We start from the raw sequence: 19,483 nt of genomic DNA on the forward strand, positions 1-19,483 counted from the left end.
CAGTACCTATCAGACTGCAACCAGCATGCCGCCATCGACAAACAGCAGGTGACCATTAACAAAATCAGAGGCTTTTGAAGAGAGATACACCGCCGCACCAATCAACTCTTCTGGATCACCCCAACGGGCCGCTGGAGTCCGTTTGCACAGCCAATCAGTGAAGGCTTTATCATCCACCAGTGCTTTCGTCATCTCTGTTTTGAAATAACCCGGAGCGATCCCGTTGACCTGAATGTTATATCGGGCTAGCTCGACACACATTCCACGAGTCAACATTTTGACTGCCCCTTTAGAGGCGGCATACGGGGTGATAGTGTCTCGGCCTAGTTCACTTTGCATCGAGCAAATATTAATAATCTTGCCGCGTTGGCGCTGAACCATATAACGAGAGACCGCTTGTGAAACCAAAAATACAGATTTTTGGTTTACGGCAATAACGTCATCCCAATCTTTTTCTGGGAATTCAGTAAAAGCATGGCGGCGTTGAATACCCGCATTATTAATTAAAACATCAATAGTACCAATGCGACTTTCTATTTGTGTAATAGCCTCATTCACTGCATCATGGTCAGTCACATTAAATGCTGCTGCATGAGCAATAACCCCCTCGTTACGTAATTCAGCCACCGCTTTTTCTGCACGTTCAGCGGTAATATCATTAATAATAATTTCGGCTCCAAATTCAGCGAGTCCTTTTGCCAATAAAAATCCAATACCTTGTGCCGAACCGGTAATTAATACTCTGCGTTTTTCTAAAGAAAACAAATTTTTCATAATAAATTCCTGATGGCGTTAATTAAACGTCATATACAATAAGTATTGTTGCCGAATAAAAATAGTGGCCGATTAACTGTTATTAATATAAAAATAGTCAATTGGCTGCTTGAAAACATATGCCTATCAGACCGTTTTTCACTTTAGTAAACTGTGATGCAGATCACTTTAAATCATGTTACAGCAGCCTGTTACCGCTAACGTGAGCAATATCGCCTTCATGAGGAGAAAATAACGCTATCCGCACGGAGTTTACTCACATGGGGAGATAGTTACAGATTAACTTATTGATAATAAAATAACTTAATAATAGAGCTCTTGGCTGTTATGCCATTTTTAACCCGTAACATGCTTTTCATTATCCGCACTAACAGTGCATAATCATTTCACTCTTCCCGCACTCTTGTTCCAGGTATATGCCATGAAAAACCAGCGTGTTACGTTACAGGATATCGCGTTACTTGCAGGCGTGACCAAAATGACTGTCAGCCGCTACTTACGCACGCCGGAAAAAGTGGCTCCAGAGACCGGTGAGCGTATTGCTCAGGTGATGACAGAAGTCAATTACAGTGCTGATTCTGACGGGGAAACCAGCCTTAATCAAAAGACTCCGCGTATTGGCATTTTAGTGCCTTCCTTTAATAACCAGATTTTCTCCGATCTACTGGCTGGAATTGAATCAGTGACGGCGGCCAGCGGCTACCAAACGCTCGTGGTTAACTATAACTACAATAAAGAACGTGAAGAGGAGCAGATAATTAATCTGCTGTCTTGCCAAATTTCAGGGATGATTTTGACTGACTCTGAACATACATTACGGGCTGATAAGTATTTGAATGCCGCAGAACTTCCGGTAGCGCAAGTGATGGATTTGGAACCTCAGTTCGACCGTATTACGGTGGGGTTTAATAATTATCAGGCCGCTTATGACATGACAGCAACGCTGCTGGCCAGTGGGAAACAGAATATTGTCTACTTTGGTTCCATGTCTGATGTACGAGATCGCAAACGTTATCAAGGATATAGCCAAGCAATGAGTGATGCCGGTTTCTCGCCTTTGCATATTACACCGAACAAAGTTTCTTCAGTCTCTATTGGGGCTGGTATGTTGGCATTGGCACGGCAAATGTATCCGCAGGTCGATGCAATTTTTTGCACTAATGATGATATGGCGGTTGGCGTGTTACAGGAATGCTTAAAATTGGGCATCGCAGTACCAGCAGAAATGGCAATCTCTGGCTTTCATGGCTTGGATATTGGTCAGGCAACCACGCCAGTATTGGCCAGTGTCACGACGCCGCGTTTTGAAATGGGTAAAGTTGCCGCTGAAATATTGATTAAGAAAATCAAAAAAATACCGACAATTGAACAGGTTGACCTTCATTATCGTATCTCACTCGGTGGGACTATCTAAGATCTCCACGGCCATTCGAAAGCCGCGTTCTACAGCGACTCACTATTATTGTGCTACGTAAACAGTGAGTCGCTTCCAGTGATTTCCCCATCATCAGGCTATCTCTCGCCATAACAAACAGTGCCAACCGATAACATTTTGGTTAAGGCATTACATGACTTATTAACGCGTATTTGATTAGCTGAAACAATTCAGCCTTGGCAATGATAAGTCGGTCACGTTACCGGTAACATGTTTTCTTAACATGATTTACAGTGACCCACATCACAAAATAAAACATTGAAAACAGGTCTCATAACGATATTCGCTGAATGGCTCAATCATCCGATGATTACCTGTCGCCATTCTGGTTTTTGATTTATTGACATAATCAGGTACTCGTAATGAAAAACAGCAAACAAGCCGTATTGATCATCGCTCCAGTAATGGACTATTTAACGCAGAAGCTGGAACAAAATTTTACGGTTCATAAACTTTTCCAGATGACTGATCCCACTGAATTTCTGGCAGAGCAGGGCAAGAATATCAAAGGCATTGTGACCCGCGGTGATATCGGTGTAACCAACGAAGTGCTGGCGTTATTACCCGAAGTACAGATTATCTCAATATTCGGTGTGGGCACGGACGCAGTGGATCTGGATATGACGCGTGAGCGCAATATCATTGTGACCACAACGCCGGGTGTACTGACTGACGATGTGGCTGACACCGCGCTAGGACTGATTATTGCCACCTCTCGCCGTTTATGTCAGGCCGATAAATTCCTGCGTGCCGGGCAGTGGCCACACAGCAGCCTACCACTCTCCTCTAAAGTGACCGGCAAGCGTTTGGGGATCTTCGGGATGGGGCGCATAGGCCAAGCGATTGCCCGCCGTGCCGTGGGTTTCGATATGCAAATTGCTTATACCGACACGGTGCACATCGAGAGTTTGCCCTACCAATATGTGCCAGACTTAATGAGTCTTGCCCAGCAAAGCGATATTCTGGTCGTTGCTATTTCAGGCGGGAAAGACAGCGCCGGTCTGGTGAATAAAACCACTTTTGCTGTGATGCCAAATCATGCGCTGCTGATCAATATTGCTCGCGGCAGTATGGTTAATCAGGATGATTTAATTCATGCATTGCAACAGCAAGAAATTGGTGGTGCTGGTTTGGATGTCTTTGCAGATGAACCTAATGTGCCTCAGGCCTTAATTGAAATGGATAACGTTGTGTTACTGCCGCATATTGCCAGCGCCACGACAGAAACTCGAATTCAAATGAGTGATATTGTCTTCTCTAATATTCTTGCTCACTTCTCGGGTGAAAAAGCGCCAACGGCCATCGTTTATAAATAAATTAAATAGTCATCATAATAAAAATATTTCGTGAAATTTAATTAACAGCAGCAAATATTATTATTTGCTTTCGCCCTACCTTGCACCTTTATTCTTGGTGCAGGGTAATACTTTGCTATTATCATAAGGCGTATATATATGGACAGCAAGATCCCTAATGCCCGTTGGTTCCGCGTTATTGTTCCAATAATGATTGCTTGTATTATTTCTTTTATGGACCGGGTCAATATTAGTTTTGCCCTACCGGGCGGTATGGAAAGCGATCTGGCTATTACCAGCCAAATGGCCGGTTTAGCGGGCGGTATTTTCTTTATTGGTTATTTATTTTTACAAGTACCCGGCGGCCGTATTGCCGTTCATGGTAGTGGCAGAAAATTCATTGCTTATTCTCTTGCTGTCTGGGCAGTTGTATCGATTCTGACGGGTTTTGTCACTAACCATTATCAATTGTTATTCCTGCGCTTTGTTCTGGGGGTTTCTGAGGGCGGCATGTTGCCGGTGGTATTGACCATGGTCAGTAACTGGTTCCCAGAACGTGAGATTGGTCGCGCGAATGCTTTCGTGATGATGTTTGCCCCGATAGGAGGCATGTTCACCGCTCCGCTATCTGGCTTTATCATTAATGCACTCGATTGGCGTTGGTTGTTCTTTTTGGAAGGGTCACTATCAGCCGTGGTGCTGGTGATGTGGTGGTTTGTTATCAGTGACCGGCCAGAAGAGGCCAAATGGTTGTCCGCCAAAGAACGTGATTATTTGGTCACAGAGCTGGCGCGGGAGCGTGCTGAACGGATGCTGGATACGCCAGTAACTAACGCCCCACTCAAAGCTGTTTTCCTCAATAGAGGTTTGATGAAGTTGGTCGCACTAAACTTTTTTTATCAGACAGGGGATTATGGCTACACCTTGTGGTTACCCACTATTTTAAAGAATCTGACTGGCGGCAATATGGCCTCCGTGGGTGTTCTGGCGATTTTGCCTTTTATTGCGACTACCGCCGGTATTTACGTCATCTCTGCGTTGTCGGATAAAACCGGGAAACGCCGCCTGTTGATTATGATTTCCCTGTTTTGTTTTGCCGCGGGTCTGGTGACATCGGTGATTTTCCGTCACAACGTACTGGTCTCGTATTTGGCGTTAGTGGTGTGTGGTTTCTTCCTTAAAGCAGCAACGAGTCCATTCTGGTCAATTCCGGGGCGCATTGCGATACCTGAAGTGGCGGGGGGCGCGCGTGGTGTGATTAACGGGTTAGGTAATCTGGGCGGATTCTGCGGCCCGTATTTGGTGGGGGTGATGATTTTCTTCTACGGCCAAAGTGCGGCAGTTTGCATGTTAGCTGGCTCCTTGATTATTGCCGGGCTGATTACGCTTACCTTGCCAAAAGAGTGTGACGTTGAAGTCACCACCAAGGGAACAGGAATGGCTGACAAAAACTTAGCCAAAGCCAAACGCGCTTAAGCCAGATAGGCGGTATCGATGGGAGATAACCCAGCCGCCGCTCATCACCGGAGAATCTCATGAACTTACAGCAGCAACTCACCCACTGCCAACAGCACCAACAGCTTTTGCAGTTGACGCATTTCAATCATGAAACAGCTTGGCAGTTAGGTGAAAAAATCAAGCAGCAGGCCGAACGGCAAGGTGTGGCTCTGGCTATCAATATCACCGTGAACGGGCAAACATTATTCAGTTACGCCATGCCAGGCACCACTGCTGAAAACAGTGACTGGCTACGGCGCAAACGCCATATGGTGGAGTTACTGGGTATCAGTTCTTATGCCGCCGGGTTAATGCTGCAACAGCGCCAGACCTCGCTGGAAGCGCGTTATGGTGTCAGTTTGCGAGATTACGCCGCGTTAGGTGGTGGATACCCACTACAGGTTAGACAGGCCGGTATTATCGGCAGCGTTAATGTTTCCGGCGCGCCACATCTGGATGATCACAATTTGCTGTTGCTGGTATTGGCGGATTTTATCGGCCTCCCTGCGGGCAGTATTGAACTTTTGGCTCCCTTGAGTGAATAAGGAATGGCGATGAACCCGACTCTCATCCGCGTCACGCAGCGTATTACTGCGCGTTCTGCGGCGACTCGCACGGCCTATTTGCAACGCATTAGTGCAGCAAAGGGGAATACCGTTCACCGTTCGCAACTAGCCTGTGGCAATTTGGCTCATGGTTTTGCTGCCTGCCAACCTGATGATAAAACCGCATTGAAAAATATGGTACGTAGCGATATTGCCATTATTACTTCCTATAACGATATGCTGTCCGCCCATCAGCCTTATGAGCATTACCCACAACAATTGAAAGAGGCACTGCATGATGTCGGTGCGGTCGGGCAGGTTGCGGGGGGAGTTCCCGCTATGTGTGACGGAGTGACACAAGGGCAAGATGGCATGGAGCTGTCACTGATGAGCCGTGATGTCATTGCCATGTCTGCGGCAATTGGCCTGTCTCACAACATGTTCGATGGGGCTTTGTATCTTGGGGTATGTGACAAAATTGTGCCGGGGTTACTGATGGCTGCTTTGTCATTTGGCCATTTACCGGCGGTTTTTGTTCCTGCGGGGCCAATGAGCAGTGGTTTATCTAATAAAGAGAAAGTGCGGGTACGCCAACTGTATGCCGAGGGTAAAGTTGACAGACATGCATTGTTGGAAGCGGAAGCCGCCTCTTATCACAGCGCTGGCACTTGCACATTTTATGGCACCGCCAACTCGAATCAGATGGTAATGGAAGTGATGGGGCTGCACTTACCCGGTTCTTCATTTATTCAGCCTAATACGCCACTGCGTGATGCTTTGACCGCGGCGGCGGCGCGTCAGGTCACGCGTTTGACACAAATTAGCGGCAACTATCTACCAGTTGGCCAGTTAGTGGATGAAAAAGTGGTAGTGAATGGCATCGTGGCACTGCTGGCCACTGGTGGCTCGACCAATCACACCATGCATCTGGTGGCGATGGCGCGCATGGCAGGCATTATCATTAATTGGGATGACTTTTCCGAACTGTCAGAAGTGACCCCGCAGCTATGTCGCATTTACCCGAATGGCCCGGCAGATATTAACTATTTTCAGGCTGCGGGGGGAGTGGCATTGCTGGTAAGAGAGCTACTGCAAGGTGGTTTGCTGCACGAAGATGTCCATACGGTGGCTGGGTTTGGTTTACAGCGTTACACCCAAGAACCCTATCTGGCAAAGGGGGAACTGCAATGGCGCAGCGGGCCTGTGCGGTCACTGGATGATCAGGTTATTGCCCATTTGGCTCAGCCTTTCTCGCCACATGGGGGGACCAAAGTATTAAGTGGCAATTTGGGGCGTGCGGTGATGAAAACGTCAGCAGTGCCTCATGCGCATCAAATTATCGAAGGGCCTGCGGTGGTATTTGAAAACCAGCACGACGTCGGGCCAGCATTTGAATCTGGTGAGTTGAACCGCGACTGTGTGGTGGTCGTACGTTATCAAGGGCCACGAGCCATTGGAATGCCGGAGTTACATAAGTTGATGCCGCCACTGGGCGTATTATTGGATCGCGGTTTTAAAGTGGCGCTGGTCACCGATGGCCGTTTATCTGGTGCATCAGGCAAAGTCCCCTCGGCAATTCATGTGACGCCAGAAGCTTATTGCGGTGGTTTACTGGCAAAAATCCGCAACGGCGATCGGGTTCGGGTGGATGGTGTTAGCGGTGAACTTTCATTGTTAGTCGATGAAACCGAATTGGCCAGCCGCCCTGTGGAACGGCCAGATATCTCGGCTTTCCATGCCGGAGCTGGGCGAGAATTATTTGGTGCGTTGCGAGAGCAATTTACCGGGGCAGAGCAGGGGGCATGTAGTGTTTATGGTTGATTTGGGTGATTTGGTTCAGTCGACATGAGATTAGTGGCGACGGAGGTGCCCACAAACTCATCATCAATCCGAACTCATCCCCGCCCCTCCCCAGATAGACTATCCTTATAGGATGCTCTTTTTTCAATCATGGAGAACGCATATGAACCGAGATAGAGAACAGCAAACTTCACTGGATGATGATTTGACCATGTTGACGGATACATTGGAAGAGGTGCTGCGGGCCTCGGGTGATGCTGCCGATGAAAGTTATCAGGAAATCAAAGCGCGGGCGGAGAAAGCCTTAAAGGAGGTTCAATACCGTTTGAGTGGCCGCAGTGAATGCTATATCAAACGGGCAAAAGCGCTGGCGTGCTGTACCGACGATTATGTCCGCGAAAAACCGTGGTGCAGTGTGGGAATCGGCGCCACAGTAGGGTTGGTTATAGGGCTATTGCTCGCCCGCCGCTAGAGTGTTTTCTCTGTGTATTTCGCTCACCACTATCCCATGCTAAGGGTAGGTGTACTCCTGCCCTTAGCCCCCATTAAGAGGTAAAGATTTGTGCCGATATCAAATATTAGTGTGATAACGAACAATAACTTTTCAATCTGACTTTTTTTATTATTCATGGCCCGTATAATCCCACTCTTTCTGTTGATTTGCCGAGGTGGTCGTGAAGCAACTTTCTGGTTTGTTAGGTGAATTACGGCAAAAGTTGCGTGCCGGTTTCCCTGACCAGGCCGGTATTCGGCAAATTATCTTGCCCGCGCCGGGACAAGTGGGAAACCAATTATTGGAGTGGTTAGCTGCTCAGTGCCATTTCCCTCAATTTTATTGGCACCACCGTGAAGGCCATGAAGAGGCTGCTGTCTGTGGCCAAACCCGGCAGTTTAATGATGTGCAATCCGCTGATCAGTTTATTCAACAGCACAGTGCTACCATCGGGCTGCGAGTCTGGGGTTTGAATGCATTTGAGCCAGTCACTCTTGCTGCCTCTGGTGCTGATAGCCTTCATTCTGAAGCTCAAGGCACACAAACCAGCTTTCTGTTTTTACCGCGTATTGAAATATTGCGCCGCGGCAATAACACGCATTTGACCCTTAACCTGGTCAGTGATTCCTCCCTACAGCAAGATGCCTTGCGTGCTATCACCTTTATTGACCAACTACTTGCCGCTAAACCGCTCCCCGCACTGGATACCGTGGTTGAACAGGCCAGCCATATGCCGGAATACCCGCAATGGAGCCGCTTGATTCAGCAAGCTCTGGGCAGTATTGAGCAACAAAAAATGGAAAAAGTGGTTCTGGCGCGGGCGACTCGCTTGCGGCTGGACAAACCGCTCTCCTGTCCGGCTTTTATGGCCGCCAGCCGTCAGGTTAATCACCACTGTTTTCATTATCTGTTGCGCTTTGATGCATCACGGGCATTTTTAGGCTCCAGCCCGGAGCGCTTATATCTGCGCCAACTTTGCCATTTGGAAACCGAAGCCTTGGCGGGGACGGTGTCAAATGATGAAGATACTGGCCAAGCTACTGAATTAGCTCATTGGCTGATGAGTGATGAAAAAAATCAGCGCGAAAATTTACTGGTAGTCGATGATATTTGTCAGCGTCTACAAGGTGGGGTTGAAGCGGTGGATGTGATGCCACCAGAGATTATTCGATTACGCAAAGTACAGCATTTGCGCCGCCGCATTCATGCGCAGCTTAATCAGGCCAGTGATACCGATTGCTTGCAACGATTGCAACCCACCGCGGCGGTGGCGGGGTTACCACGGAATATCGCTCGGCAGTTTATTGCCGAAAACGAACCCTTTTCCCGTGGCTGGTATGCGGGGTCGGCCGGCTATCTTTCACTCAAGCAGAGTGAGTTCAGCGTCACCCTGCGTTCGGCATGGGTGGAGGAGCAATGGCTGCATCTGTATGCCGGAGCCGGTATCGTGGCGGGTTCTGACCCAGAGCAAGAGTGGCAAGAAATTAACAATAAATCCGCTGGATTACGCACGTTGCTGGTTAATCAATCACGCGATAATGATGAATAAAATACGGTAATTAACCGCACTTGTTATGTGGGCGGATTGTGACCCCCATGCCGCAGGTGTAAACTGTTAAACTCGGCAAAACTAAACCACATGTGTGGTATAGGTCGGTAAAATTTTAACCATTAATCAGTCACTCCGGGCTATTTCAAAGGGCAATGTTTGTTTTTCATGCCGATTATCGGGATCGCAGTGTCTGTTAACTGACTTTTGGGCGAATCATGTCGACAAGCGTTTTTAACCGTCGTTGGGCGGCATTACTACTGGAGGCGTTGACGCGCCACGGTGTACGTCATATTTGTATTGCGCCAGGCTCCCGTTCGACACCGTTAACCTTGGCGGCTGCCGCGAATTCATCCTTGGTGTGCCATACCCATTTTGACGAGCGCGGTTTGGGGCATCTGGCGTTGGGGTTGGCGAAAGCCGCCAACGAACCCGTTGCCGTGATAGTTACATCAGGTACTGCTGCTGCCAACCTCTATCCCGCCTTAATTGAGGCCGGGCTGACAGGGGAGCGCCTAGTATTACTGACCGCCGATCGCCCACCAGAGTTGATTGATTGCGGTGCCAACCAAGCGATTCGCCAACAAGGGCTGTTTGCCAGCCATCCTCAGGTCACACTGAATCTGCCTCGACCCACACCGGATATTCCGGCCCGTTGGCTGGTATCGACGCTCGATAGCGCCATGGCGCAATTGCATCATGGTGGCCTACATATTAACTGCCCATTTGCGGAACCGCTCTATGGCGGTGACGACCAACACTATGCTGACTGGTCTGGCGCGTTAGGTGACTGGTGGCAGGATTGCCATCCGTGGCTGCGTCAATCGCGCAATTTGCCGCAAATAGAACAAGCTGACTGGTTTTCATGGCGGCAAAAACGTGGTGTTGTCATTGCCGGGCGTATGACCGCTGAAGAAGGGCGGCAAGTTGCTGAATGGGCTGAACTGTTGGGTTGGCCATTGATTGGTGATGTACTTTCGCAAACGGGCCAACCGTTGCCTTGTGCTGACCTGTGGCTGGGGCATCCGGGAGCGCAACGCGTGCTTGCGCAGGCGCAGATAGTTCTACAATTTGGTAGCAGCTTAACGGGCAAGCGCCTGCTGCAATGGCAAGAACAGTGTCAGCCGCAGGAGTATTGGCTGGTGGACACCTTACCGGGCCGCCTTGATCCAGCTAACCATCGTGGGCGTAGAATTATTTCGCCAGTGAATAAGTGGTTGGAACAGCATCCTGCACAGCGCCGAACCCCGTGGGCTGCGGAACTTATTCTGTTGTCGAAAAATGCCCATGCCTATGTAGCAAAAGCGCTGAATGACCAGTTTAGTGAAGCGGCAGTGGCGCATCTACTGGCTGAACTTTTACCAGAAAACGGTCAGCTTTTTGTGGGTAACAGCTTAATTGTCCGCTTGATTGATGCTTTGGGGCAATTGCCGGTGGGGTATCCGGTTTACAGTAATCGGGGAGCCAGTGGCATTGATGGTTTGCTATCGACCGCTGCGGGTGTTCAGCGCGCAACGGCCAAACCGACACTGGCGATTGTCGGGGATTTATCGGCTTTATACGATCTCAATGCGCTGGCGTTGTTACGCCAAAGTTCAGCGCCAATGGTGCTGCTGGTGGTCAATAATAATGGCGGGCAGATTTTCTCCCTGCTTCCGACTCCTGAAGCTGATCGCCAGCGTTTTTACTGTATGCCGCAGAATGTGAATTTTGAACATGCCGCCGCCATGTTTGGCTTGGGTTATGCCCGGCCGGAGAGCATGTTGATGCTTCAGCAGCAGGTAGAGCAATGTTGGCTGCGCGGTGGTGTGACACTGATTGAAATCGTCGTGCCGCCAAGTCAGGGTGCCGAAACGTTGCAACAACTGGTGCAACAGGTGGCCCAATTATGACGTTGGCTTGCCGTAAGCTCGATCCACACCCTGATTCGTCTACGCGGCAACATAGTGGACCATGGTTAGTGTGGCTGCATGGTTTACTGGGCAGTGGTGAAGATTGGCTACCCGTCGCTGAATTGTGCGGCGATTATCCCTCACTGCTTGTCGATTTGCCGGGGCACGGTAAATCAACTGCCGTGAAGACTCGCGGTTTTGCTGATATCAGCCAGCAGCTAGCCGAAACATTGCAGGCTTATGGTATTCGCGAATATTGGCTGGCAGGCTACTCTTTAGGCGGCAGGATTGCGATGTACCACGCCTGCAATGGTCACCATCAAGGGTTGCTGGGGCTACTGGTAGAAGGCGGAAACCTCGGGTTGGAAAGTGATGAACTACGAGCGCAGCGCTTGCAGCACGATAGACAATGGGCGCAGCGTTTTCGTCACGAACCTTTGCCACAAGTCTTGGCCGATTGGTATCAACAGGATGTTTTTGCTGATTTAGATTCACAACAGCGGACGCAATTGGTGTCACTGCGTGCGGCCAATCAGGGACCTGCAGTGGCAGACATGTTGGAGGCAACCTCACTAGGGCATCAACCTTGGTTGTTACCGGCCTTGCAACGGCTCAGCGTTCCCTACACTTATCTGTGTGGCTCGCGCGACCAAAAATTCCAGCAGTTGGCACATCAATATCAGTTGCCATTACGTACACTGGCCCGCGCTGGGCATAATGCGCATCGGGCAAATCCCGGCGCTTTTGCGGCGCAGGTACTTTCATTTTTGTCACAGTCTTCATTTTTGTCCCTCTCCCGATAAAGGAATGCTAACTATGCTGTATCCGAGCGAAGAACAACTGTACGCCGCCATCGAGTGGCATGAATGCTCCGCCGGGTTTGAAGATATTCGTTATCACAAATCCAGCGATGGGATCGCTAAAATAACCATTAACCGTCCTCAAGTGCGTAATGCATTTCGCCCGTTAACGGTGAAAGAGATGATCCAAGCGCTGGCAGATGCCCGCTATGATGACAGTATCGGGGTGATCATTCTGACCGGTGAGGGTGAGAAAGCCTTCTGTTCTGGCGGTGATCAGAAAGTCCGTGGTGACTACGGCGGTTATCAAGATAACAGCGGTGTTCATCACTTGAATGTGTTGGATTTCCAGCGTCAGATCCGTACCTGTCCGAAACCCGTTGTTGCAATGGTAGCCGGTTATTCTATTGGCGGTGGGCATGTATTGCATATGATGTGTGACCTGACCATTGCCGCAGATAACGCTATTTTCGGCCAAACAGGTCCCAAAGTCGGCTCATTCGACGGCGGTTGGGGAGCGGCGTATATGGCTCGTATCGTCGGCCAGAAAAAAGCGCGCGAAATCTGGTTCCTGTGCCGTCAATATGATGCCAAGCAGGCGCTGGATATGGGGCTGGTTAATACCGTGGTCCCGTTGGCTGAGTTAGAAAAAGAAACTGTACGCTGGTGTCGTGAAATGCTGGAAAACAGCCCAATGGCACTGCGTTGTCTGAAAGCAGCATTGAATGCTGACTGCGATGGTCAGGCTGGTCTGCAAGAGCTGGCGGGTAACGCCACTATGTTGTTCTATATGACCGATGAAGGCCAAGAGGGGCGTAATGCATTTAATGAGAAACGCCAACCAGACTTCAGCAAATTCAAGCGTAATCCATAATGCGCGCGGCCACGCTTTACCGCTATAGCATCCCGATGGACGCTGGGGTGATACTGCGCAATCAGCGGTTGAAAAGCCGCGATGGGTTATTGGTGAAGTTGCAGCAAGGTGAACAGACAGGTTGGGGCGAAATTGCCCCCTTACCGGAGTTCAGTCAGGAAACGTTGGCGCAAGCGCAAGCACAAGCCACCTGTTGGCTACAAAACTGGGTGGCGGGTGAGGCCCCTTTGCTTGGTGCATTGCCATCCGTGGCTTTTGGCCTCAGTTGCGCGCAAGCCGAGCTTGAGCAATCCTTGCCAATGGCGGCAAACTACCACAAAGCGCCACTTTGTACGGGAGACCCTGACGAGCTGTTCGCTGTGCTAGAAGCACTGCCCGGTGAGAAAGTTGCCAAGGTGAAAGTCGGGCTGTATGAAGCGGTGCGCGACGGCATGATTGTCAATGTGCTGCTGGAAGCTTTGCCTGACTTAACTCTGCGACTGGATGCTAACCGCAGTTGGACCCGAGCGAAAGCCGATGGGTTTGCCAAATATGTGAACCCTGAACTGCGCTCACGTATTGCTTTCTTGGAAGAACCCTGTAAAACCCGCGCCGAATCCCGCGAATTTGCCCGTGATACGGGGATTGCTATCGCTTGGGACGAAAGTGTCCGTGAGGCGGATTTTCAGGTGGAAGCCGAGCCTGGGGTGGCGGCGATTGTTATCAAGCCGACGCTGGTGGGCAGTATTGCACGTTGCCAGCAATTGGTGCAGCAAGCGCATCAGGCGGGGCTGGTGGCAGTGATCAGCTCCAGTATCGAATCCAGTCTGGGGTTGACGCAATTGGCGCGATTGGCGCATTGGTTGACACCAACCACCCTTCCGGGGCTGGATACGCTGGATTTGATGCAAGCGCAGTTAATACGCCAATGGCCTGAGAGCCGCTTGCCGCTAGTGACCGCAGACCAACTGGACGTGCTATGGCACAGCTAAAGGACTGGCCTTGGCAACATTGGGCTAATCTGCGACCTCAGGCAACAGCGCTGCACGTAGGGTCACAACTGATCAGTTGGCAGCAGTGGGTTACTGATCTTGATAACCTGACGTCCAGTTTTCAGCGGCAAGGTGTGACTCCCGGTAGCACTATTGTGCTACGGGGCAAAAATAGTTATTCATTGCTGCTGGCCTATTTGGCGGCGTTGCAGTGCGCTGCTCGGGTTTTACCGCTGAATCCTCAATTACCTGCGCCACTGCTGACTCAACTGCTGCCACAGCTCGATATCGATTTCATGCTGAATCTGGCGGATCCATTACCTGCGTCATTAACCTTTCTTCCACTAAATCTCAGTACCGAAAACGCTGCGCCAGAGGCGGTGATATGGGATAGCCAGCGGCTGGCAACCATGACATTAACCTCTGGTTCTTCAGGCTTGCCTAAGGCGGCGGTACATACGCTCGCGGCCCACTTGGCCAGTGCTGATGGCGTATTGCAACTGATGAATTTCGCCGCGAATGACAGTTGGTTGCTCTCATTACCACTGTTTCATGTTTCAGGGCAGGGGATTGTCTGGCGCTGGTTAAGGGCTGGGGCTACGTTGGTGGTGCAAACGGACGTAACATTATTGGATGCGTTGAATGGGTGTAGCCATGCATCGTTGGTGCCAACTCAACTTTGGCGTCTGCTCGATGCTGCCGACGGTCATCTGAGTTTGAAAGAGGTGCTGCTAGGGGGAGCGAATATTCCAACCGAGCTAACCGAACAAGCGGAAGCTCGTGGTATTCGCTGCTGGTGTGGATATGGCCTGACAGAAGCTGCCTCGACGGTGTGCGCCAAGCGCGCTAATGGCATGCCGGGTGTCGGGGTCGCCCTTGCAGGGCGGCAAGTGAAGTTGGTCGAGGAGGAGGTCTGGGTCAAAGCCGATTGTCTGGCTGCTGGTTATTGGCAACAGGGGCAGTTACGGCCGATTACCGATGGTGAGGGTTGGTTTCATACCCGTGATCGTGGCGTTTGGCAAAAAGGGGAACTGCGGATCCTTGGGCGGCTGGACAATGTATTTTTCAGCGGTGGTGAGGGCGTGCAGCCAGAGGATATCGAACGCATTTTGGCGCAGTACCCCGGTATACAACAAGCATTTATCCTCCCCGTCGAGGATGCTGAGTTTGGTCACCGCCCGATAGCCGTGATTGACAGCGAGGTGGCCGTGGATGAACTTGCGCTCGCAAAGTGGCTTGCGCCACAGCTCGCCGTCTTTCAGCGTCCGGTGGCTTTTTATCGCTTACCGGATGCGTTAAAAAACGGCGGGATTAAGGTTTCTCGGCGGTTGCTAACGGAGTATTTTGAGAAAATACACCCTGCGTAATGTGAAACCGCAGGGGATCAAACTTAGTTAAAGGTGATGAGCATTTCAGCCGAGGCAGTCACGTCACCATTTTGCAATTCGCTACCGCCTGAGCATATTCGCCATGTCACCTGATTGTTCATATTCAGACTGGACTGAGCACTGGTGATGCGGCCAATTTTGAGCGGCGTATTATCAAAAGGGATGGCAAAGTAAAAACCCCTCAAAAGAGGGGTTTTAAATAAATGTCTTAATTTAATCCCAGCGCTTTCTTCACGCCATTACCGTAATCAGGGTGAACCTTAGTAAACAGGTCTACCTGACGGCGTTGGATCTCTTCAGGAACTTGTGAAAGCTCCCCGGCAATCCGAGCAAACATCCGCTGATGTTCTTCTTCACTGAGCAGATTGAATAGCGCTCGTGGTTGTGAGTAATAATCGTCATCTTCGCGGTGATTCCAATGATCAGCGGCCCCTTCCAAAGTTAATGGCGGTTCGCTGAAATCAGGTTGCTCTTGGAACAAACCAAAACTGTTTGGCTCGTAAGTTGCCGTATTACCACTGTTACCATCAACACGCATTGCACCATCACGATGGTAATTGTGGAATGGGCATTTAGCACTGTTCACTGGGATCTGATGATGATTAACCCCTAAACGATAACGCGCCGCATCACCGTAAGAGAACAAACGGCCTTGCAACATGCGATCTGGTGAGAAACTCACCCCGGGCACTACGTTAGCTGGGTTGAAGGAGGCTTGCTCAACTTCAGCGAAGTAGTTTTCTGGGTTGCGGTTCAACTCGAAGAAACCAACATCAATTAATGGGTAGTCACCGTGTGGCCAGACTTTGGTCAGGTCAAACGGATTATATGGGGTTTGTGATGCTTCATGCTCTGGCATCACCTGAATCTGTAATTTCCAACGTGGGAAGTCACCACGTTCAATCGCCTCATACAGGTCACGCTGAGAGCTTTCTCTGTCTGTGCCAACCAGTTTTTCAGCTTCATCATCCATAAGATTTTCAATGCCTTGCTCGCAGCGGAAATGGAATTTAACCCAAAAACGCTCATTCTTGGCATTGATAAAACTAAAGGTATGGCTACCGAACCCGTGCATATGGCGATAGGATCTTGGTAAGCCACGGTCACTGAAGTCGATGGTGAGCTGGTGCAGAGACTCAGGGAGTTGGGAGAAGAAGTCCCACTTGTAAATCGGGTTACGCAGGTTAGTGCGCGGGTCGCGTTTTACAACATGGTTGAGGTCGGGGAATTTTAGCGGATCACGCAAGTAGAATACGGGGGTATCGTTACCGACTAAATCCCAGTTACCTTCTTCAGTGTAATATTTCATGGCGAAACCACGAATATCACGTTCAGCATCAGCAGCACCGCGTTCGCCTGCAACGGTTGAGAAGCGAACAAACATTTCGGTTTGCTTACCAATCTCGGAGAAAATTTTTGCTCGCGTATATTGGGTAATGTCGTGGGTCACCGTAAAAGTACCGTAAGCACCAGAACCTTTAGCGTGCATGCGGCGCTCTGGGATCACTTCGCGATCGAAATGAGCCAGCTTCTCTAAGAACCACACATCTTGCAGTAGCATCGGGCCACGTCGGCCAGCAGTCACAACATTATTATTATCAACAACGGGAGCACCTGCTGCAGTCGTTAAACCTTTCTTTTTGCTCATCATTTTCTCCAGTATGGCTGTTGAATTGATTGCTTTTTCGGGTATTTAAAGCATTACATCGCGTCAAAAGTCTAATTGACAAGATAATAACTTAAACAACATCAGGGATTTATTCTTTGATCTCCACACTAGTTGTAGCCGTATTGCTGATATTCAGCAAATAGGTACGCCTTATCATTATCATCGCTAGCATAAAACATATTAATGACATGATTATTGACAATCATTTGAAATACTGTGGTATTTAATCGGTTTTTCCGTGTGTTTATGGTTTTTTTTTCGGTTAAACTCGAGGCAGGAAAAACCTGTTAGCCAGAGTTTGCTCATGGGTAACATGACGAATAATGAGAGAGAAATATGAATAAGCATTTAATTGCCTGTGCTGCCAGCCTGTTGTTTGTTACAGGTTCCGCCAGTGCGGTAAGTTTTAACGCTGAAACTGGGCGTCATTACACCAATTTAGGGTTTGGTCTTGGTACTAACACCGGCGGGTTGGCTATCAGTGGCAACTGGGCGCGTAGTGATCATGATGGTGATGTTTATGGTATGGGGCTGGGTTTTAATTTGCCGATTGGTCCAATGATGGCAACTGTTGGCGGGAAAGGCATTTATATGTCGCCGGAAGAGGGGAGCAATGGCGGCGCAGTAGCGATTGGCGGTGGGCTAACTTATCCAATCAACAAGTCATTTACTTTATACGGTGAAGGTTATTTCGCCCCTGAAGAGTTGACCAGCGGCATGAAATCCTACAGTGAAGCCAATGGTGGCTTGCGCTGGAGTGTCTTCCGCCCACTGACTGTTGATGTTGGCTATCGTTATATCAATATGGAAGGTAAAGAAGGCCATCGGGATAATCGCCTAGCGGATGGGGTGTATATCGGTGCGGGCTTAAACTTCTAATTCCCCTACGCCCTTGACGCTACAGCGTTGTTGGCTGCATTCGCTCACCCGAATCACTGACAGGTGTCAGCTCATCGGGATTTACTCGTTTGCCGCCTTGCTGTAGCGCCAATGGCTGTGGGTTGCAGTCGGCTACTGCGCGTCATCACGTACATTGCGCTGTGCCCGCCTCCGCAGTGCGCGACGTATACACTGCGGGGACTCCGCGCTGGGCGTACTCAATTGACCCAGCTCGCTACGCCTTACGGGGTGCAGTTACACTTACCCAACAGCGGGTAGTGCGCCAGTGACAATCCCGACTTGAATTCCAATGACCACAACCCCACAAGCAAATACCGCTGCGAGTGCCGGTTTCCCGCCCCATACGCGATAACTTCCTTGATGAATCTTACGTGCTTTCCACGCCAACATGGCAGGCAGAATTAATGCTAATACCGATAATGCGACAGCGGCAAAACCTAAGGCCATAATAAAACCACGTGGATAAAACAGAGCGAACAGCAGCGGCGGTACAAAGGTAATTGCGCCAGTTTGCAGGCGGCCTCGTACTGAATTACGGCGTTTAAACAAATCCGCCAGATAATCAAACAGCCCCAATGCAACCCCTAGGAATGAGGTCGCCAGTGCCAAATCGGCAAACAGATGGACGGCCAACTCGACATGAGGGGAGGCCACCACATCACGCACGGCTTGTAATAAGCCATTCAACCCAGCTTGCTGTGCCAAAATACCAACGAAGGTATGAGACGAAATGGACCCTAGCGTGGTCAACTGCCAGAAAATATAAGCAATAAGTGGGATTGCACTGCCGATAATAAATACCCAACGCAGTTTACGAATATTGCCACCCATATAATTGACAATACTGGGTACGCTGCCATGAAAACCAAATGAAGTGAAAATGACCGGAATAGCTGAAAGAGCCAGCCCTTGTTCCAATGGCAACGTCAATAAATTGGTTTTCTCTATATGCGGCATCATCAATGCCAACATTACAATCAGGAAGATAATTTTAGCGCTGAACAAGATGCGGTTAAATAAGTCAACGGAGTGGGTTCCGATACAGACCACACCACCGGCAATCAGTGTAAACAGCAATACGCCAAGTGAAGTTGGAAACGAATGTTGAGTCCACTGACTAATGCTGGTGGCCAGCAACTCACCAGCGCCACTAATATAGGCGGCGGTCAGTGCATACATCAGAAACATCATGCTAAAACCGGTGAGCCACTGCCCTCGATGACCGAGATAACGTTTAGCCAAAGTCCCCAGCCCAGTATCTGCCGCTTCGTGCTGGTACACTTCAACCAAAAGTAATGCGGTGTAACACATTAATAACCAAAGAGAAATTAATAATGCGAGGGTGACGCCAAAGCCCACTCCCGCAGCAGCCAGTGGCATAGCCAGCATACCTGCACCAATGGTGGTGCCAGCAACGATAAATATACTGCCCAGGGTGCGATTCTTCACGCTTTCCTCTATTACATAACAATTTATTGGAATTATTGAGTGCAGCAGGGTAGTAGATTGGCTTATTTGTGTCAAATCGTCGTTACGCGGCATGTAAACATATGATTACATGTGTAGAATAAAGCGAAATGGATATATTGATTACGTCTATT

General features: G+C 49.6%; 16 protein-coding genes. 13 read left to right on the plus strand and 3 right to left on the minus strand.

Features of this window, described 5'->3' with window-relative positions:
* Positions 1-9: 9 nt before the first annotated feature.
* Entirely contained in the window at positions 10-774 is a 765-nt protein-coding gene (gene idnO, locus ACIOG0_RS07570) for a gluconate 5-dehydrogenase (RefSeq protein WP_128450908.1), read from the minus strand.
* Between the two features lie 421 nt (positions 775-1,195).
* Here idnO and ACIOG0_RS07575 point away from each other — a divergent pair, with 421 nt between their 5' ends.
* From ACIOG0_RS07575 to menE, 12 genes are all read left to right on the plus strand, one after another.
* Positions 1,196-2,188 carry a substrate-binding domain-containing protein gene (locus tag ACIOG0_RS07575; protein WP_050096914.1) on the plus strand — a complete coding sequence of 331 codons (993 nt, stop codon included), beginning with the start codon at positions 1,196-1,198 and terminating at the stop codon, positions 2,186-2,188.
* 383 nt (positions 2,189-2,571) lie between these two features.
* Positions 2,572-3,525 (plus strand): 2-hydroxyacid dehydrogenase, encoded by a 954-nt coding sequence (locus tag ACIOG0_RS07580; protein ID WP_050096915.1) that lies wholly within the window; start codon positions 2,572-2,574, stop codon positions 3,523-3,525.
* A 138-nt stretch (positions 3,526-3,663) separates the two neighbouring features.
* On the plus strand, positions 3,664-4,980 hold the full coding sequence (locus tag ACIOG0_RS07585) for an MFS transporter (protein ID WP_050096916.1): 1,317 nt from the start codon (positions 3,664-3,666) through the stop codon (positions 4,978-4,980).
* Between the two features lie 59 nt (positions 4,981-5,039).
* The gene (locus tag ACIOG0_RS07590; RefSeq protein WP_050096917.1) at positions 5,040-5,546 is read left to right on the plus strand and encodes a heme-degrading domain-containing protein; all 507 of its coding nucleotides are present in this window, start codon (positions 5,040-5,042) and stop codon (positions 5,544-5,546) included.
* Positions 5,547-5,555: 9 nt separating this feature from the next.
* Positions 5,556-7,367: a phosphogluconate dehydratase gene (gene edd / locus ACIOG0_RS07595; RefSeq protein WP_050140360.1), complete on the plus strand. Its 1,812-nt coding sequence runs from the start codon at positions 5,556-5,558 to the stop codon at positions 7,365-7,367.
* A 142-nt stretch (positions 7,368-7,509) separates the two neighbouring features.
* Positions 7,510-7,818 (plus strand): DUF883 domain-containing protein, encoded by a 309-nt coding sequence (locus tag ACIOG0_RS07600; protein ID WP_050096919.1) that lies wholly within the window; start codon positions 7,510-7,512, stop codon positions 7,816-7,818.
* Between the two features lie 202 nt (positions 7,819-8,020).
* Positions 8,021-9,388, plus strand: a complete 1,368-nt coding sequence (menF, locus tag ACIOG0_RS07605) for an isochorismate synthase MenF (protein WP_050096920.1) — start codon at positions 8,021-8,023, stop codon at positions 9,386-9,388.
* A gap of 218 nt (positions 9,389-9,606) precedes the next feature.
* Positions 9,607-11,280 (plus strand): 2-succinyl-5-enolpyruvyl-6-hydroxy-3-cyclohexene-1-carboxylic-acid synthase, encoded by a 1,674-nt coding sequence (menD, locus tag ACIOG0_RS07610; RefSeq protein ID WP_050096921.1) that lies wholly within the window; start codon positions 9,607-9,609, stop codon positions 11,278-11,280.
* Positions 11,274-12,083: a 2-succinyl-6-hydroxy-2,4-cyclohexadiene-1-carboxylate synthase gene (gene menH, locus ACIOG0_RS07615; protein WP_128450906.1), complete on the plus strand. Its 810-nt coding sequence runs from the start codon at positions 11,274-11,276 to the stop codon at positions 12,081-12,083. The genes menD and menH overlap by 7 nt, the downstream gene beginning before the upstream one ends.
* Positions 12,084-12,096: 13 nt before the next feature.
* Positions 12,097-12,954: a 1,4-dihydroxy-2-naphthoyl-CoA synthase gene (gene menB / locus ACIOG0_RS07620; protein ID WP_050096923.1), complete on the plus strand. Its 858-nt coding sequence runs from the start codon at positions 12,097-12,099 to the stop codon at positions 12,952-12,954.
* Positions 12,954-13,925 carry an o-succinylbenzoate synthase gene (gene menC, locus ACIOG0_RS07625; protein WP_050096924.1) on the plus strand — a complete coding sequence of 324 codons (972 nt, stop codon included), beginning with the start codon at positions 12,954-12,956 and terminating at the stop codon, positions 13,923-13,925. Before menB ends, menC begins: the two co-directional genes overlap by 1 nt.
* Complete coding sequence (gene menE, locus ACIOG0_RS07630; protein ID WP_050096925.1) at positions 13,913-15,292, plus strand: o-succinylbenzoate--CoA ligase; 1,380 nt, start codon at positions 13,913-13,915, stop codon at positions 15,290-15,292. Before menC ends, menE begins: the two co-directional genes overlap by 13 nt.
* A 229-nt stretch (positions 15,293-15,521) precedes the next feature.
* On the opposite strand, the gene ACIOG0_RS07635 is transcribed toward menE, so the two are convergent.
* Positions 15,522-16,961 (minus strand): catalase, encoded by a 1,440-nt coding sequence (locus tag ACIOG0_RS07635; RefSeq protein WP_050096926.1) that lies wholly within the window; start codon positions 16,959-16,961, stop codon positions 15,522-15,524.
* A 357-nt stretch (positions 16,962-17,318) separates the two neighbouring features.
* Between ACIOG0_RS07635 and ACIOG0_RS07640 the strand changes: the two genes are divergently transcribed.
* Positions 17,319-17,861 carry a YfaZ family protein gene (locus ACIOG0_RS07640; RefSeq protein WP_050096927.1) on the plus strand — a complete coding sequence of 181 codons (543 nt, stop codon included), beginning with the start codon at positions 17,319-17,321 and terminating at the stop codon, positions 17,859-17,861.
* A gap of 261 nt (positions 17,862-18,122) precedes the next feature.
* On the opposite strand, the gene tyrP is transcribed toward ACIOG0_RS07640, so the two are convergent.
* Positions 18,123-19,331, minus strand: a complete 1,209-nt coding sequence (tyrP, locus tag ACIOG0_RS07645) for a tyrosine transporter TyrP (RefSeq protein ID WP_050096928.1) — start codon at positions 19,329-19,331, stop codon at positions 18,123-18,125.
* Positions 19,332-19,483 lie beyond the last annotated feature (152 nt).

The organism is Yersinia vastinensis (genome assembly GCF_044905075.1).
In the GTDB taxonomy this organism is placed as follows: Bacteria; Pseudomonadota; Gammaproteobacteria; order Enterobacterales; family Enterobacteriaceae; genus Yersinia; species Yersinia vastinensis.

What these genes read in the sequence shown, in the direction of transcription:
- idnO (WP_128450908.1), bottom strand. Translation starts at nt 774, where the DNA reads ATGAAAAATTTGTTTTCTTTAGAAAAACGCAGAGTATTAATTACCGGT.
- ACIOG0_RS07575 (WP_050096914.1), top strand. Translation starts at nt 1,196, where the DNA reads ATGAAAAACCAGCGTGTTACGTTACAGGATATCGCGTTACTTGCAGGC.
- ACIOG0_RS07580 (WP_050096915.1), top strand. Translation starts at nt 2,572, where the DNA reads ATGAAAAACAGCAAACAAGCCGTATTGATCATCGCTCCAGTAATGGAC.
- ACIOG0_RS07585 (WP_050096916.1), top strand. Translation starts at nt 3,664, where the DNA reads ATGGACAGCAAGATCCCTAATGCCCGTTGGTTCCGCGTTATTGTTCCA.
- ACIOG0_RS07590 (WP_050096917.1), top strand. Translation starts at nt 5,040, where the DNA reads ATGAACTTACAGCAGCAACTCACCCACTGCCAACAGCACCAACAGCTT.
- edd (WP_050140360.1), top strand. Translation starts at nt 5,556, where the DNA reads ATGAACCCGACTCTCATCCGCGTCACGCAGCGTATTACTGCGCGTTCT.
- ACIOG0_RS07600 (WP_050096919.1), top strand. Translation starts at nt 7,510, where the DNA reads ATGAACCGAGATAGAGAACAGCAAACTTCACTGGATGATGATTTGACC.
- menD (WP_050096921.1), top strand. Translation starts at nt 9,607, where the DNA reads ATGTCGACAAGCGTTTTTAACCGTCGTTGGGCGGCATTACTACTGGAG.
- menB (WP_050096923.1), top strand. Translation starts at nt 12,097, where the DNA reads ATGCTGTATCCGAGCGAAGAACAACTGTACGCCGCCATCGAGTGGCAT.
- menC (WP_050096924.1), top strand. Translation starts at nt 12,954, where the DNA reads ATGCGCGCGGCCACGCTTTACCGCTATAGCATCCCGATGGACGCTGGG.
- menE (WP_050096925.1), top strand. Translation starts at nt 13,913, where the DNA reads ATGGCACAGCTAAAGGACTGGCCTTGGCAACATTGGGCTAATCTGCGA.
- ACIOG0_RS07635 (WP_050096926.1), bottom strand. Translation starts at nt 16,961, where the DNA reads ATGAGCAAAAAGAAAGGTTTAACGACTGCAGCAGGTGCTCCCGTTGTT.
- ACIOG0_RS07640 (WP_050096927.1), top strand. Translation starts at nt 17,319, where the DNA reads ATGAATAAGCATTTAATTGCCTGTGCTGCCAGCCTGTTGTTTGTTACA.